This is a genomic window from Fischerella muscicola PCC 7414 (assembly GCF_000317205.1).
GTDB classification, from domain to species: Bacteria; Cyanobacteriota; Cyanobacteriia; order Cyanobacteriales; family Nostocaceae; genus Fischerella; species Fischerella muscicola.
The window spans coordinates 1-15,026 of record NZ_AJLK01000199.1; the positions used below are offsets into that span (position 1 = coordinate 1).

Annotated in this window: 16 protein-coding genes and 1 pseudogene; 10 read left to right on the forward strand and 7 right to left on the reverse strand. The window is 40.5% G+C overall.

Translation table 11 applies throughout. The annotated features are described in order from the left end of the window. Positions 1 to 34: 34 nt before the first annotated feature. Both UYI_RS0130280 and UYI_RS0130285 read right to left on the reverse strand, forming a co-directional pair. Positions 35 to 1,234 (reverse strand): MFS transporter, encoded by a 1,200-nt coding sequence (locus tag UYI_RS0130280; RefSeq protein WP_016870434.1) that lies wholly within the window; start codon positions 1,232 to 1,234, stop codon positions 35 to 37. Between the two features lie 154 nt (positions 1,235 to 1,388). After that, positions 1,389 to 1,733 carry an ArsR/SmtB family transcription factor gene (locus tag UYI_RS0130285; protein ID WP_016870435.1) on the reverse strand — a complete coding sequence of 115 codons (345 nt, stop codon included), beginning with the start codon at positions 1,731 to 1,733 and terminating at the stop codon, positions 1,389 to 1,391. A 90-nt stretch (positions 1,734 to 1,823) separates the two neighbouring features. On the opposite strand from UYI_RS0130285, the gene UYI_RS0130290 reads away from it, so the two are divergent. From UYI_RS0130290 to UYI_RS0130300, 3 genes are read left to right on the forward strand one after another with little or no spacing between them, the layout of a single operon-like run. Beyond that, on the forward strand, positions 1,824 to 2,273 hold the full coding sequence (locus UYI_RS0130290) for a beta-lactamase hydrolase domain-containing protein (protein ID WP_016870437.1): 450 nt from the start codon (positions 1,824 to 1,826) through the stop codon (positions 2,271 to 2,273). A gap of 30 nt (positions 2,274 to 2,303) precedes the next feature. Next, positions 2,304 to 3,008 carry an MBL fold metallo-hydrolase gene (locus UYI_RS0130295; protein ID WP_016870439.1) on the forward strand — a complete coding sequence of 235 codons (705 nt, stop codon included), beginning with the start codon at positions 2,304 to 2,306 and terminating at the stop codon, positions 3,006 to 3,008. 53 nt (positions 3,009 to 3,061) lie between these two features. Beyond that, positions 3,062 to 3,910, forward strand: a complete 849-nt coding sequence (locus UYI_RS0130300; RefSeq protein ID WP_016870440.1) for a sulfite exporter TauE/SafE family protein — start codon at positions 3,062 to 3,064, stop codon at positions 3,908 to 3,910. Between the two features lie 54 nt (positions 3,911 to 3,964). On the opposite strand, the gene UYI_RS0130305 is transcribed toward UYI_RS0130300, so the two are convergent. Further along, complete coding sequence (locus UYI_RS0130305) at positions 3,965 to 4,942, reverse strand: YeiH family protein (protein WP_016870441.1); 978 nt, start codon at positions 4,940 to 4,942, stop codon at positions 3,965 to 3,967. Positions 4,943 to 5,335: 393 nt separating this feature from the next. Here UYI_RS0130305 and psb28 point away from each other — a divergent pair, with 393 nt between their 5' ends. The 7 genes from psb28 (at position 5,336) to UYI_RS0130340 (ending at position 9,938) form a co-directional block, all read left to right on the forward strand. Then, positions 5,336 to 5,755, forward strand: a complete 420-nt coding sequence (gene psb28 / locus UYI_RS0130310; RefSeq protein ID WP_016870442.1) for a photosystem II reaction center protein Psb28 — start codon at positions 5,336 to 5,338, stop codon at positions 5,753 to 5,755. A 111-nt stretch (positions 5,756 to 5,866) separates the two neighbouring features. Beyond that, positions 5,867 to 6,607: an alternative oxidase gene (locus UYI_RS0130315; RefSeq protein WP_016870443.1), complete on the forward strand. Its 741-nt coding sequence runs from the start codon at positions 5,867 to 5,869 to the stop codon at positions 6,605 to 6,607. Between the two features lie 64 nt (positions 6,608 to 6,671). Further along, the gene (locus UYI_RS0130320; protein WP_016870444.1) at positions 6,672 to 7,127 is read left to right on the forward strand and encodes a hypothetical protein; all 456 of its coding nucleotides are present in this window, start codon (positions 6,672 to 6,674) and stop codon (positions 7,125 to 7,127) included. An 80-nt stretch (positions 7,128 to 7,207) separates the two neighbouring features. Then, complete coding sequence (locus UYI_RS0130325; RefSeq protein WP_016870445.1) at positions 7,208 to 7,759, forward strand: nuclear transport factor 2 family protein; 552 nt, start codon at positions 7,208 to 7,210, stop codon at positions 7,757 to 7,759. Between the two features lie 16 nt (positions 7,760 to 7,775). Further along, positions 7,776 to 8,120 (forward strand): CopM family metallochaperone, encoded by a 345-nt coding sequence (gene copM, locus UYI_RS0130330; RefSeq protein WP_016870446.1) that lies wholly within the window; start codon positions 7,776 to 7,778, stop codon positions 8,118 to 8,120. 17 nt (positions 8,121 to 8,137) lie between these two features. Continuing rightward, complete coding sequence (locus UYI_RS0130335; RefSeq protein WP_016870447.1) at positions 8,138 to 9,454, forward strand: YncE family protein; 1,317 nt, start codon at positions 8,138 to 8,140, stop codon at positions 9,452 to 9,454. After that, on the forward strand, positions 9,447 to 9,938 hold the full coding sequence (locus UYI_RS0130340) for a putative iron-sulfur cluster-binding metallochaperone (RefSeq protein ID WP_016870448.1): 492 nt from the start codon (positions 9,447 to 9,449) through the stop codon (positions 9,936 to 9,938). Before UYI_RS0130335 ends, UYI_RS0130340 begins: the two co-directional genes overlap by 8 nt. 73 nt (positions 9,939 to 10,011) lie before the next feature. Here the strand turns inward: UYI_RS0130340 and UYI_RS0130345 are convergent, their stop codons facing one another. From UYI_RS0130345 to rppA, 4 genes and pseudogenes are all read right to left on the reverse strand, one after another. Beyond that, positions 10,012 to 10,944: a LysR substrate-binding domain-containing protein gene (locus tag UYI_RS0130345; RefSeq protein WP_016870449.1), complete on the reverse strand. Its 933-nt coding sequence runs from the start codon at positions 10,942 to 10,944 to the stop codon at positions 10,012 to 10,014. Positions 10,945 to 11,220: 276 nt separating this feature from the next. Further along, positions 11,221 to 12,399, reverse strand: a pseudogene (locus tag UYI_RS33765) (MFS transporter); the annotation flags it as partial. Between the two features lie 159 nt (positions 12,400 to 12,558). Further along, positions 12,559 to 13,950 carry a two-component system sensor histidine kinase RppB gene (gene rppB / locus UYI_RS0130355; RefSeq protein ID WP_016870451.1) on the reverse strand — a complete coding sequence of 464 codons (1,392 nt, stop codon included), beginning with the start codon at positions 13,948 to 13,950 and terminating at the stop codon, positions 12,559 to 12,561. Continuing rightward, positions 13,937 to 14,641 carry a two-component system response regulator RppA gene (gene rppA / locus UYI_RS0130360; protein WP_026086270.1) on the reverse strand — a complete coding sequence of 235 codons (705 nt, stop codon included), beginning with the start codon at positions 14,639 to 14,641 and terminating at the stop codon, positions 13,937 to 13,939. Before rppA ends, rppB begins: the two co-directional genes overlap by 14 nt. Positions 14,642 to 15,026 lie beyond the last annotated feature (385 nt).

Sequence of the window (15,026 nt, forward strand, 5' to 3'; positions counted from 1 at the left end):
GAACTTGGAAAGAGATGGCTGGTAGTGAAGATTTTTACTCTTTATCTACTGATTTCCATCTTCCACTTTCAAATACCAGCAGTAATGCGATCGCACTCAAAGCAAAAATACTTCCAGCGATGAAAGTTGCTTTTGGACTGATTGTTTGCCACAAAACACCTCCCAACAAACTAGCTGGTAAGAGCGCTGCACCAGTAGCCAAATTAATTAACCCAAAAGCAGTACCCCGCAGATGGGACGGAACTCTATCTGCTACCAGTGCTAATAATATACCCTGACTCATCCCCTGATGCAGCCCATACAGCCCGAACAGTCCCCACACCTGCCAAGGAGCATTAACAAATGCAAAACCTAAATATGCCAACGCATATACACAAAATCCACCCGCTAGTAGCCCCAATCTACCAATGCGGTCAGATAGCAATCCTACTGGATAAGCACTGAGAGAGTAAGCTATATTCATTACAACTAGGGTAAGTGGTACTAGTGAGGCGGATACTCCAGCTTGCTGTGCTTGCAGCAATAAAAAAGCATCGCTAGAGTTACCGAGATTAAATAGTAGTGCAACCGCAACTAGCACCCAATAGCTTTTACCCAAACTTTGCAAAGCAGACCAATGTAGAGGATTATTCTGTCTTTGATGATTTCTATTGTCAGGTTCGCGCACGCCAGTTGCCAAAAGGGCTACTGCTAAAATACCGGGAAGCACCGCTAACCAGAAAACTAGACGAAAGTTCTGTCCTGAAAAAGACATCAAGATGAATGCAACTAGTGGCCCAGTGAATGCGCCGATGGTGTCTAAAGATTGGCGTAAACCGTAGGCAGCTCCACGATTAACGCTATCGGTAACATCTGCTACGATTGCATCGCGGGGAGCTACACGAATTCCCTTGCCAACGCGATCGCCAAAACGAGCCATCAATACCCAAGCAGGACTAGTTGCCAATGCGAACAGGGGTTTAACTAAGGTAGATAGCCCATAACCAGCGACAGCCAATCGCTTACGCTGTCCTAAATAATCGCTTAAGGCTCCTGAAAAAACTTTCAGTACAGAAGCAGTTGATTCGGCTATGCCCTCAATCCAACCAACTGTCAGCAAATTTGCCCCTAATACCGAAACTAGAAATAACGGCAACACCGAATGAATCATCTCAGAACTAATATCAGTTAACAAGCTGACAAATCCCAAAACCCAAACATTACGAGGGATGGTTTGAAAAGTTTTTGTTGTCACTGCTGTTACCTTTGAGTTGATGACTGGCAATTCGGTGTTAAGAGAAAGCTGTAATTGTTAAATCACAGTTAATTGCATTTATCATCATCACACTTGACGATGAAATTGGAATGAAATTCTATCGACTCCAAGAAATCTCAATCTGGAGCAATTTTTACGGTTGGCGTAGTGCTTGTAGTTGTTCTAACTGTTGGGTTTGTTCTTGCAGACGAATAACAAGGCGATCGCACACTAACTCACATAGCTCAAAAATTATTGGGTCAGTAATTTGGTAAAAAACACTGATTCCTTGTGGTTGACGAGTGACTATACCCGCTTGCATCAATACTTTCAAATGTTTGGAAACATTTGCTTGTCCTAGTCCGGTTTCTTGGATGATTTCTGTCACGTTTTTCGCTCCTGACTTGAGACAACACAAAACTTGCAGCCGACTTACTTCTGACAATACTTTAAAGTATTCAGCAACGGGAGCAAGAGCTTGAGGCGAAGATTCTAACATACAGACTTAAATATTACATCTTCTTATATGTAGTTACTACCATATTACTATCTGGTAATATGGTAGTAAGGATTAAGAGATAAAACAGCAATGGAAAACGTCAAAAAGATTAACAATGAATTAACAGTAGCAGGACAGGTGACACCAGAGCAGTTACAGCAAGCGGCAAGTGAAGGTTACAAGTCTGTACTCAATCTGCGATCGCCTTCGGAGCAAGGCTTTATCAGTGATGAACAGCAACAAGCACAAGCCTTGGGACTGAACTACATTAACATTCCTGTTAAGCCCAACGAGATTAGCGATGAACTGGCTACAGAGGTACTTGAGCAAATTGATCGGCTACCAAAACCCGCTTTAATTCATTGCGCCAGTGGTATGCGTGCGGGTTTAATGGCATTTATGAACGTAGCCACGCGACAAGGAATGACACCAGAGCAAGTATTTGAGAAAGCTGCTGAGGCTGGCTTCGACTGTAATGCTAATCCGCAGATGAAGCAGTTCCTTGAACATTATGTTTCAACTCACTCCCAAACAAATTGAAGTTTTGGCATTGTTGCAAGAGGAAACACTATGTTATTCAGACAATTATTTGACAGAGAAACCAGCACTTATACTTACCTACTTGCAGACCAACAAACTCAAGAAGCTATTTTAGTCGATCCGGTACTGGAGCAAGTTGAACGTGATTCAAAACTACTTACAGAATTAGGGTTATCTCTGCGTTACTGCTTAGAAACCCACATCCATGCTGACCATATTACAGGTACAGCTAAATTGAGAGAAATGACTGGTTGTTTGGGGATTGTTCCCGATAAAGCTCAAGCCAGTTGTGCAGATCGGTACATTAGAGATGGAGAAATCTTACAATTGGCAAGCATGACAATTCAGGCGATCGCCACACCAGGTCATACAGATAGCCATAATGCCTATTTAGTTAATCAAGATAGAGTTTTAACTGGAGATGCCTTGTTTATTCGCGGTTGTGGACGAACTGACTTTCAAGGTGGTGATGCGGGAACTTTGTTTGACTCAGTAACACAACGACTATTTACTTTACCAGACAAAACTTTAGTGTATCCCGGTCATGATTATCGGGGTTATACAGTATCTACGATTACAGAAGAAAAGCAATTTAATCTCCGATTTACAGGGAGAAATCGTCAACAATTTATTGAATTCATGGATCATTTGGTTCTCCCAAGTCCAGAAAAAATGATGGAGGCAGTTCCTGCAAATGAACGCTGTGGTAATGTCAATACATCTGTATTGTCTTAGAGCAAAGGATGATTTTATGCTGATTGAACGGAATTATTAACTGATTAGAATCAATGACCTTTTTATTTGGAATTATCCTAGCTGTTTTTATTGGTATTAGTTTAGGATTGATTGGTGGTGGAGGTTCTGTATTAGCAGTGCCGGTATTAGTTTATGTGATGGGTGTAGCACCGAAACCCGCTATTGCAATGACTTTATTTATCGTGGGATTTGTAAGCATTATTGGTGTTATTCCCCATTGGAAACAGGGAAATGTGAATTTTAGAACTGCTTTTATATTTGGTGCTGCCACAATGTTAGGAGCGTTTTTAGGAGCTAAAATTGCCACACTTCCCTTGATAACTGGTTCATTTCAGATGATTTTATTTGCTGTAGTGGTGTTCGTGGCAGCAATATTCATGATTAAAAAAGGTTCTCAACCAGTTAAAAAAAATTCTCCTGGAGAATTGGATATCAGTTTATATCCCAAGCCAATTTGTAAATACTGTTGGTTATGGATGATTACTGAAGGATTAGGCGTAGGTTTGTTAACTGGATTAGTTGGAGTCGGTGGGGGATTTGCGATTGTTCCGGCTTTAGTTTTGTTAGGAAATACACCTATGCGCGAAGCAATTGGTACTTCATTAGTGATAATAATCCTTAACTCTGGTGCAGGATTTATAGGTTATCTCGGACACATACCACTCAATTGGAATTTGATGATTTCGTTTACAATTGCTGCTAGTTTGGGAATAATCGGTGGTGCTTACTTTTCTCGATTTGTTAAACCCAGACAGTTACAGCGAGGTTTTGGATATTTTCTGATAGCTGTAGCAACTTTTGTTTTATTCCAAAACCGTAATAAATTTTATTCATCTTACTCTCCCCAACAACATCCTATACGGCAAGAGCAACATTATTGAAAGTTAAGATTCCAGTTCGGTTATAAAGAAAATAGTAATGAGGCATATTTCTTACTAATGCACAACTAATACAATGACACCAAGCGAAGTAGCACTAATAAATATCCACAGCATTACTCCCTGAAGCATCGGTTTCCAACCAACCGCTTTCAACATCCGTTGCGATAGCCCTGCACCAATTAAAAACAGCGTTAACGTCAAACCCGCTTCCGAAACGTGTGTCACCACTGGCGACCAAGAAGCAACTTCCGGGATAAAAGTCCGTACAACAGAAGCAAGGATAAACAAGCCAATAAACCAGGGAACTTGAGGTTTATGAATCACATCACCCGATTTTGACTGTTGACGCTGAAATATATAACTTGCTGCTGCTGAAATAGGTACAATCCACAACGCGCGGGAAAGTTTGACTGCTGTGGCTGTGTATAGCGCACTCTGACCATAATGTGATGCTGCACCGACTACACTAGAAATGTCATGGATTGCCACACCCGACCATGTTCCGAATTGTGCTTGAGTTAGGTGCAGTGCGTGTCCCAGAGGTGGAAATACGAATAAAGCAACGGCGTTGAGGACAAATACCGTCCCCATTGCTACAGAAATCTCACTTTCGGCTGCGTTAATTACTGAACTAACTGCGGCGATCGCACTTCCGCCACAAATAGCTGTTCCAGCTGAAATTAAGGCAGAGGCTTTAATGGGAATCTTCAACCATTTCCCTAGAAAGTAGCCAAGAATAAAGGTTGCACTGATGCTACCAACAGCAAGCAAAGCACCGCTTGCACCTGCCTTTAGTACAACTGCTAAATTCATTCCAAAACCCAGCATAATTACGGATGCTTCTAGTAAATGTTTAGCGGCTGGGCGGCTAATCCGATGAAAAGGGTTCTCGTGAGTCAGCGCTAGAAGAATCCCCAACATCAGCGCTATTGGTGGTGAAGCCCAAGGAGTCAGACAAAATCCAGCCGCTAAGAGAAACACAATTTTTCGATACAGCAGCTTTTGTTCTGAACTGAGTTGTGGTATCTGCATTCTTTTGTTTGTCCTAATATTTTGTTTCATATCAACCTCGTATTTAGGGTTGGTATAACTTTAATCGGTTGAAATAATAGAAGCAAACGTTCTTAGCTATACAAACGATAGTTTTAAACTATTAATACTTGACATGAAAGTTGCTCAAAGCTGGAAGGTGAAGAGAACTAAACTACAGTTCCCGAAGATATGCGTAATTCCTCTGTCACCTACAAATGTATCCAGAATTATTCTCAACGTTTGACTATGCAACAGTTTCAGCTAAAGCTAGAACAATAATAGACTAAAACTATCATTTTAATAGCAAAGAACGTTTGTTTCTATTGATTGATTCACATAAGCTGAAATTGTGAAAGAAAAAACTTGATTCCCGAACATAAAGAGGTGTTAATTATGTCTACTTCAACAGTCTCGAATGTCTTTTCTAATAATGCAAACTTACCAGTTGTATTCTTCACTCCAGGAATTCCAGAAGAGGTCAGCCGCATTAGTTTGAAACGTGACAAGCGACACAATAATCAAAAGGTAGTAACATTTATCTTTGCAGAAAACTCAGCTTCTACTCCTATCCATACAATGGAAGGCTGGGGAGAATTTGTCCACTCTATAGATGCTATGCACTTAGTTGACTCAGAAGGTGAAATTACTGTTTATCCAGAAGATGTAGCGGTGAGTCATGTTGTAGATGGCTTTCGCACCAGTGAAGTGGCGATTAGTTTCCATGTTGCAGAAGATAATTGGAACCGTGTGATGCGTTTTCTCAGATGTTATGCTACTTCTCAAGGAATGGCTTACACGGAAACTTCCAACTAAAATCAATCTCTGGATTATGTGCATTACTTTGCGTAGATTGATATTAATCTACGTAAAGATAAAGTTTAATTTTTGCCTTTATCTTGATACAACTCAAAGGAGTTTAGAAAAATGATTCGATTACTAGTTGATTTTTTAGAATTCGTTTTGAACGTTTTTTACCGTAATCGTTTGTATGCAAGATTTTATGTGCTGGAAACGGTAGCAAGAGTTCCCTACTTTGCTTTTCTGTCAGTCCTTCACCTTTATGAAAGTCTCGGATGGTGGCGAAAATCTGACTGGCTGAAAGTTCATTTTGCTGAATCTTGGAATGAGTTGCATCACCTACTCATTGCGGAGTCACTAGGAGGTAATAAATATTGGATTGACCGCTTTATTGCTCACAGTGGTGTTGTAATTTACTACTGGATTTTGATATTCGTGTACACTATTTCTCCTTCTAGTGCTTATTACTTTACACAGCTAATAGAAGAACACGCATACCACACTTACGACACGTTTTTAAAAGAGCATGAGGCGGAACTTAAAACTCAGCCAGCACCGCAAGTAGCGATGAATTACTACCGCGATGGTGACCTTTATATGTTTGATGAATTTCAAACTTCTCATCCAATAGCCGAACGTCGTCCAAAAATTGAAAATCTATATGATGTCTATGTAGCAATTCGAGATGATGAAGGCGAACACATCAAAACAATGATTGCTTGTCAGCAATCTGACGCACAATTAACTTTCAAAAGCCCCCATAGTCCTGAAGCTAAATTTTTACCTGAAGAAACTATTCATGCCATTAATCAGACGGCTGAATCAATTATTGAAGATACCTATACAGATGAAGTCTTGATGTCGTAATGGAATTTCAAGCACAGTGTTTGCTGAACTTGCGACTAATTTGTTTCATTCAGGTGCAAGGACAATGAGCAGTATCGAACCTTTAAAATCGCCAGATGACCAGATAGGTTTAAGTAATGAGGAATTATATTTAAAACTTTGGGAAAGAGAACAAGAACATACTAAGACTCGGTGGAATGTAACAACCTTCTTTTTCAGCATCAGCTTTGCTATCTTTGGCTTTTCACTTCAAACCTCAAATCCACCTGTCCCGCCAATTATTTCTCACAGTGTGGCTTTAGCGATTTATTGGTTTGCTTTTGTTCTATTTTGGCGCTTCAATAGTTTCACTAATTGTCTGCGGGAATATTTACAAGAAATGGAAATATCGGGACAAGTAAAGATGAATGTCCAAAGTAGAGCCAACCAAGCCATGAAAGGACAATATAGTAAGTGGCTTTCCACGTTCAGTCTCATGTTTTATTTCGGCATTATTTATTCTGTAGCAGTCGGTCTTTTATGGTGGCAAAGAATTGGTTAACTCATCTCCAATTCAGCTGATGATTCACCGAAATTAATCTAGCTTTTTCACTTCAAAAATATAATTTGAGAGGTTGTTTCATGATTTCTACTCAAGCTTTATCAAAATCTGCTATTTTCCCAGTGTTGCTAGTGCTGGTTCTTACTTTTAGTGTGGCTTGTTCCAATCAATCAGCAAGTGATGGTGATTCAGGATATGGTTCTACACCAAGCATAACTTCATCCCCAACAAAGCCGAGTAGTGTAAGTGAAAGTTCCACAGCTAGCACTCCAACAACTTTAGCTCAAAGTCATTGGAGTGCGATCGCTCAAGGTGATTTAACAAAAGTGATGTCCCAGTATAGTGAATCACCCACGTTACATTGGATTGGCGGCCCTTTAGCAGGAGAATATCAAGGTAAAGACAAGATTCAAGCAGTATGGCAGAAGTTTATCAAAGCCCAAGCGCCTTTGGAAACTACTATCACAAATATTAAAACCACACCAGGAGATGGAGAAACACGAACAGTTAAGGCGCTGGTTACATTCAACAATGGCAAGAATAAAATCCCCGTAGACTATACCTTAGTTTACAAATCTGTCTCTGGTAACTATCAAATTACTGAAGAAACCTGGAAAATCGTTAAACCATAAAGCAGGACTGGAAAATATGTCTTTCAATGCACCTTTTTTACTTTCCTTATCAATTGGCATTCCGATCGCGTCGATGATGATGCCCCATCATACTGCTGCAAATCAGGCTTTTGAGCAGACGATGACTTCAATGCATACACAGATGCAAAATGTCAAGATGACTGGGAATCCTGATACTGATTTTGCTGCAATGATGATTCCCCATCACCAAGGGGCAATTGAGATGGCAAAAGTTGAGTTGCAGTACGGAACCGATCCTCGGCTGCGACGATTAGCACAGGAAATTATCGTCACTCAACAATCAGAAATTGAATTAATGCAGCTGACGCTTAAGCGTCCACAATCACCGTCACAAAAGTAAGTTAAGAAAATACCTCTATGCACAATCGAGCTATCGCTACAATTACATCTGCTATTTTACTAACTTTGACAGCACCAGCTATTGCAGGGCAAGTTCCTTATGCAGCATCTACACCAGACATTGCAATTAGTGGACGCGATCGCGTCTATACAGCTGACCAGACCTCCAATACAATTTCTGTTTACAATCCTCAAACCAATAAACTGCTGGGAGTAATTCGTCTGGGTAAAACAGCGCCAGAGAATTTGAGTCCCCTGTATACTGGTCAATTACTGGTGCATGGGATGGGTTTTTCGCCCGACAATCACACTTTGGCGGTAGTTTCCGTTGGTTCTAACTCGGTAGCCTTTATTGATACCCAGACTAATAAAGTTAAGCACATTACCTATGTGGGGCGATCGCCTCACGAAGCTTTCTTCACTCCAGATGGTAGTGAAGCTTGGGTAACAGTGCGGGGAGAAGATTATGTTTCTGTGTTAGATAGTCAAACCTATCAAGAAAAACAACGCATCACTGTTGGTAATGGCCCTGGGATGACAATTTTTCGTCCCGATGGTAAATATGGATTTGTGTGCTCTAGTTTTACACCGCAGACAAGTGTCATCGATGTCAAGTCCCATCAAGTTGTAGCAACAGTTAAACAAGCCTCTCCTTTTTGCCCAAATATTGCTGCGACTCCCGACGGAAAGCAAATTTGGTTCACATTGAAAGATACTGGTAAAGTTCAAGTATTCAACGCAGAAGCACCTTTCAATATCATTGCTACCTTAGACACTGGAGCAATCACCAACCACGTCAACATCGTCAGGAATCAGCAAGGACAATTCGCATATATTACAATTGGCGGCGAGAATGTGGTGAAAGTTTTTACAACGACGAATACTCCCAAGCTGGTAGCAACTATCCCGACAGGTGAGTTACCCCACGGTCTTTGGCCGAATGGTGATGGCACTCGGATCTACGTCGCGTTAGAAAATGGTACTAAGATGACTGTGATTGATACTATCAAAAATAGAGCGATCGCCACAATTCCTAGCGGTCAATCTTCGCAAGCACTGGTTTATATTCCTAATGCAGTTCCTACTGGAGATGGATTGGCAAATCTAGAGCCTTTGGGCAAGTCTGGGATAGTAGCTCATTTGGTAATGGGTGCGCCAGGTTCATCAGCTAAAAAGCCTGCAACGACTGTGACTGTTAACAACTTAGGCGTGATTGATTTACTAGAAGCAGCAGTAACTGGATTGCAACCTAAAAGTATGTATCAATTGGCATTAGCGGAGCGTTCTAGCCAACCCTACGGCAAATTCTTGAAAGGATATTTTTTGTATGAGTGAATTTAGTTATCTGAGTGAATCTATTGATAAAACTCCGATTATGTCCCCTCAGCATACTTGCCCAAAGGATGGCACTAAAGGAAAACCGATTAAACTCATTACCTTGAAAAGCCTATTGATTGCGGCTGCGCTGGAGCGGTTAAATCCTCAAAGTACCTATATGTTTTGCCCTAGTTCTGATTGTTCTGTGGTTTACTTTTCTGAAACAGATCAGATATTTAGGACGGGGGATTTAAAAGTTCCTGTCTTTCAAAAAGATCCTAGCGAGCAGGTGTCGGTTTGCTACTGCTTTGACTGGAGTCGTCAGCGCCTTCGAGAAGAAATTGAACAAACAGGTACAAGTACTGCGGTTGCTTCTATCACTGCTCACATCAAAGCAAAACGATGCGGTTGTGAGGTAAATAATCCCCAAGGAGGTTGCTGTTTGGCAAATGTTCGAGAGACTGTGCAACAAATTGAGCGATCGCTGCACTCTTGTGATTAATCAGCAGGGACAACTACAGTATAAAATTGGGTTACTCCCTATTGGGTGTGCAATATGTATCGCATCTGCAATACTATCTTAAAGTTTTATCTGATACTAGCAGTTGCTCGAATACTTGAGAGATGCGGGTTTGAAAGCGTTCTCGATGCTTTAATAAAAAGAAAGGTCGTGATAATGGATCTGGATCATTAGTGTTTCTCGCAACACCTGTAACTTTAATACAACGCAGCATATCAAGACGTAATTCTTTAGTAATAATCAGGTTGGAAATCGCGGCTGCTCCTACCCCATCCTCAACGGCTGCTTTGACCATATCACCGCTTTTCATTAACAAAATTACATTTAACTGTGCTGGTTCAATACCCCACTGTCTTAGCACTTGCTCAAACTGCTGACGGGTTCCTGAGCCTTTCTCGCGCATTACCCAAGCAGTGTTTGTTAATTCTGTCACCTCAACTGCCATTTTTTCAAACCAAGGATGAGATTGACCGACAACTATTTGCAGACAATCTCCGCCGACAATTTGTTGTTCTAGAGAAGCTAAAAGCGATGGTTCAACTTCCCCTTCTACTAAGCTGAGGTCAAACAATCCTGTAACCGTTCCTTCGCTAATTTCAGTAGTGTTACCTAATGTACAATCCACAGAAATATTGGGATATTCTTGCTTAAACAAGCTAATGAAGTGTGGAAGCCAATAATTACCAATGGTTTGACTTGCACCTAACTTGAGTTCACCCCGCTTCAAGTCATTTAATTCTCGCAATCCTCGCTCAGTCAACTCCACTTGAGTCAAAATTTTTTGTGCTTCTACTTGGAGGATTTTGCCAGCTAAAGTTAGTTCAATACGACGACCAACTCGATTAAACAGTTTCACTCCATATTGTTCTTCAAGACTTTGGATGGCAGCACTCACAGAAGGTTGAGTAATGTAAAGCGCTTCAGCAGCGCGAGTAAAGTGCATATACTGCGCCACCGCCAGAAAAATCTGTAACTGGTCAATGGTCATCCTTGCCATTTGTAAAAGTGTTAAATTCCTTATATTAAAACTATATAGGTTTGCGAGTTTTCTGCAAAAGTAACGTAATCTTTTGTGCGAATGTTCCCTCTAGGATCTAAACTCCCACTCACTAAATACTGCTATCTTTTTCTAAGAATTTCCCCCTACAAGGCGGTAAATTAACCCGGTTAGTACAAACATTTTTACCGATGCTCCGATGAAACATCGGCAACATTTTCAATTTCTTCTTTCTCAATCTCTTTAGCAAAAATTGGCAACAGCAATTTAGTGACTATGGCGATGGTGAATGTCCCTAGTGTGAGGGTGAGTATGATAGATAATCGTCGTGTGTTCGTGAAGATGGTTGTGAGATTTGCCTACAGCCATCCCCTGATTATGATGGTGTTGATGGTGTTCATCGTGGATGTGCTTATGTTCATGCACACTAGAATAGTGGAGATGTTCGTGTTCATGTAGTTGAGGTGAGAGGGTAATTTGCACTACCACTAGCAGCATGAAGCCCACTAAGCTACCGTAAAGGAACTCACGTTCAGCAAAGTTACTTCCCAACCAACCGGCAAGAGGGTATGAGATTGCCCACCAAAGATGACTCCAGGCAAAGTGTGCGCCATAAACTCGTCCTTGTACAGCAGTCGGGATGCGGTCTGCAATTAATGTCTGGGTGGGTAAGTTCACTAAGCTTTGCCCTGCACCCGCCAACAACCATAAAAGCATCAGTGCTGCTAAATTTGCGTAGTTAGCAGGCAATAAAGCCAAAGTAATCAAACTTGCACCAATCAAAACAAATGTTGTACGCGGCAAACTTCTATTGAACGTACCAAAAATAACTGCACACAGAGTTGCACCAATCCCAAAAGCTGCCATCACCCAGCCGTACTGCACTTCTCCCAATTGAAGTGTACCTTGGACATAGCCAACAGTATTTACTAAGATTTGCGCTCCAGCAATTGATGCGACTAACTGCATGAAGAGTGCGTAACGAATCGGTGCATCTGTAAACAGACGAGTTGTACCGTCTTGAATGTCTCCCCAGGTTCGGCGTGTTGTTCTGGAAGGCTGTTGATTTTGTGCAACTACGAGTTGACCTGGTAGGGTGAAGATTAACACTGCCGCGATCGCAAAGCTGAGAGCATCCAAATAGAAAACTTGTCTCGCACCAATGAAGGCGGCGACACTCCCAGCGATACCTGGGCCAAGTACACCAAGTAATTGAAAAGTAGCGGCTGAAAGAGCGATCGCCTCTGCATAGTCATTCTCACCCGTAACTAATGGAATTGTGGCTTGGTAAGTTGGGGTGAAAAAAGCATTAAAAACGTTCAGCGCAAATATCAATATGTAAACTTGCCAAATCTGCGTTACAAAAGGCAACAGACCCACAATTAACATTCTGAATATGTGGGTAATAACCATGATTTTCTTACGGTCGAGGCGGTCTGCGATCGCACCTGCAAGGGGTCATAATTTACAAGTGATAACTTCGTTAAGCAACGCTTACGCATTCAATCTTTCAAATACGCTTCAGTCACAGATTCTGTTGAGCGGTCACTTTATAGTTAAAAAACAGTCACTTTATCCTTACAGTGACATATCCAATTTTGGGGATTATTTCCACTCCGCATCCAGGCGTTGGACTACGCCCAATCGCAGAACTTTGAAGGGTAACTTAATAGTAAAGGTACTGCCTTTACCTAACTCGCTTTGCACGTCTATACTACCGTGGTGTGCCTGAACAATTGCTTGAGCAATGGCTAATCCTAATCCAGAACCACCAGTGTTACGAGAGCGATCGCCACTTACCCGATAAAAACGATCAAAAACTAGCTTCAGTTCATGTTGTGGGATACCAATACCTGTATCTTGAACTTTAATTACAGCATAATTATCACTGCTTTCTAGGATAACTGTGACTTCCCCTCCTTTGAGTGTATATTGAATTGCATTGACAATTAAGTTAGAAACCAATCGATAAAGCTGATCGGAATTTCCTATAACATTCATATTTTGCTTAACTCGGATTGATGATGTCAACTTTACTCCTGCGGTAGTTGCCATCGCTTCAAATTCTTCAATTAAATCGCTAACAATATCATTTAAACAACAAACTTCGTGCTGTAACTTTTGAGCTTGCCTATCTAAACGTGCTAACATCAATAAGTCAACAACTAAAGTTGTTAACCTCTGATTTTGACGCTGTATAGTTTGCAAGATATCTCGTGTTTCTTGTTCATCTATTTCTGGCATTAAAAGTGCTGATTCTACAGTTGCACTTGTCGCAGCTAAAGGCGTTCGTAATTCATGTGCGGCATCGGCTGTAAACTGTTGGATTTGCCGATATGACTGATAAATTGGCTGCATCGCTAATCCTGACAACCACCAACTGGCACCTGCAATCATAACCATAGCTATTGGCAGCCCTAATATCAAAATTAGCTTGACGCTATCCAAATAATGATTAAACTCTTCTAGACTTCGCCCTACTTGCATATATCCCCAATCCTGATAATTTTGGGTATGCAGAGATAGAGTAATTTGATGGTATTCGTTGCCTTTGTTATCTTTGAGAAATTGCCAATTTTTTTGATTAAAAATATTAGGTAATCCCTCTGGATAATAACCAGCATTAGCAATTAAATTTCCTGAAATATCAAAAAAACGTATATAGTAGCTAGTTTTAGTCACAATACCAAGAAGATGACGTTTAGGATGCGGCTGTTCTTGAATACAATTACTAGCCCCTATTCTACAGTTACCTGTATTTGGAAATAACTGATTTACTAATGGTTCCAAACGTCCAGGTGACTGAAGTTTTAGTTCAATACTGTCGTGCAGTGTCCCAGCTACAGTCTCAATTTCACTGTCTAAAGCTACCACATGAGCATGAAACACAGACCTGTAAAAGCTAAAGGCACATAGGCTTAAAATCAAACCCATAACAATAGCATAATACAGAGCTAAACGAACGCGGGTGAGCCGAAACAGTTTATTTTGATTCATCTGAGAAATTAAGACGATACCCCATACCATGCAAAGTTTCAATTGGGTTAGGACAGTCGTTACTTGTGAGTTTACGACGTAACAAACGTATTTGCGCTGCCACTACATTACTACTAGATTCTGCATTAACTTCCCAAATTTGATTACGAATTTGCTCAGTCGTAACAATCTGGTTAGGATGGTTCATGAAATATTCCAATAGTTGGAATTCTTTATTAGTTAATGGAATGCTTTGCTGTTCACCTGTTGTATTTTGTCTAACAACTTTACTGTTGCCATAGTCTAGAGTCAAGTTACCAACACTTAATTGTTGAGGTTGAAAATGGGGGGAACGACGTTGTAAAGCCCGCAATCGTGCTAGAAGTTCCACCATGCCGAAGGGTTTTACTAAATAGTCATCGGCACCTGCATCTAGTCCGGCAACTTTATCTTCCATTCTATCTTTAGCAGTTAGCATCAGGATAGGAAGAGGATTACCTTTATAACGCAGTCTTTTACACAATTCTAAACCACTAATTCCTGGAAGCATCCAATCAAGAATCGCTACTGTATATTGCGCCGAACTGTTTTCTAAGTAAGCCCATGCGTCATTACCATCCATAACCCAGTCAACTAGGTACTTTTGTTGATTTAAAGTACGCTTAATAGCAGCCCCCAAATCCGGCTCATCTTCAACTAGTAGCACCCTCATATCAAATTGGTAGTTAAAAGTTCTTTGTAAATTTGTGATTCTAGCATAGTTCGCCATAGGGATACCCCTATTAGTAGATTGACAGAAGCTTATGAAATTAAGATGAAATTCTTAAAAATTAGGATTAAGCTATACAAGACTAAACAGTCAGCTAAGAGTCTTTACGGTACATAATCAAACAGCAAAGACTCAGTATACAAATTGTCAAAGTATAATTTAAAACTAGTTTGAATAGCTATATAAACTAAGTTGTACAAAATGTCTATTGAGTCAATAATAATTTTGGCATATTAGGTTAAAATTCATAATTTTTAGATAAATTTTATAAATTTTATATTTATTGATTAGTTAATGTGCGAATAATGTTGTTTTTCTGCTCTAACTA

Coding starts and splice junctions, on each gene's coding strand:
- UYI_RS0130285 (WP_016870435.1), bottom strand. CDS start 1,733: ATGTTAGAATCTTCGCCTCAAGCTCTTGCTCCCGTTGCTGAATACTTT.
- UYI_RS0130290 (WP_016870437.1), top strand. CDS start 1,824: ATGGAAAACGTCAAAAAGATTAACAATGAATTAACAGTAGCAGGACAG.
- UYI_RS0130295 (WP_016870439.1), top strand. CDS start 2,304: ATGTTATTCAGACAATTATTTGACAGAGAAACCAGCACTTATACTTAC.
- UYI_RS0130300 (WP_016870440.1), top strand. CDS start 3,062: ATGACCTTTTTATTTGGAATTATCCTAGCTGTTTTTATTGGTATTAGT.
- UYI_RS0130305 (WP_016870441.1), bottom strand. CDS start 4,942: ATGCAGATACCACAACTCAGTTCAGAACAAAAGCTGCTGTATCGAAAA.
- psb28 (WP_016870442.1), top strand. CDS start 5,336: ATGTCTACTTCAACAGTCTCGAATGTCTTTTCTAATAATGCAAACTTA.
- UYI_RS0130315 (WP_016870443.1), top strand. CDS start 5,867: ATGATTCGATTACTAGTTGATTTTTTAGAATTCGTTTTGAACGTTTTT.
- UYI_RS0130320 (WP_016870444.1), top strand. CDS start 6,672: ATGAGCAGTATCGAACCTTTAAAATCGCCAGATGACCAGATAGGTTTA.
- UYI_RS0130325 (WP_016870445.1), top strand. CDS start 7,208: ATGATTTCTACTCAAGCTTTATCAAAATCTGCTATTTTCCCAGTGTTG.
- copM (WP_016870446.1), top strand. CDS start 7,776: ATGTCTTTCAATGCACCTTTTTTACTTTCCTTATCAATTGGCATTCCG.
- UYI_RS0130335 (WP_016870447.1), top strand. CDS start 8,138: ATGCACAATCGAGCTATCGCTACAATTACATCTGCTATTTTACTAACT.
- UYI_RS0130340 (WP_016870448.1), top strand. CDS start 9,447: ATGAGTGAATTTAGTTATCTGAGTGAATCTATTGATAAAACTCCGATT.
- UYI_RS0130345 (WP_016870449.1), bottom strand. CDS start 10,944: ATGACCATTGACCAGTTACAGATTTTTCTGGCGGTGGCGCAGTATATG.
- rppB (WP_016870451.1), bottom strand. CDS start 13,950: ATGAATCAAAATAAACTGTTTCGGCTCACCCGCGTTCGTTTAGCTCTG.
- rppA (WP_026086270.1), bottom strand. CDS start 14,641: ATGAGGGTGCTACTAGTTGAAGATGAGCCGGATTTGGGGGCTGCTATT.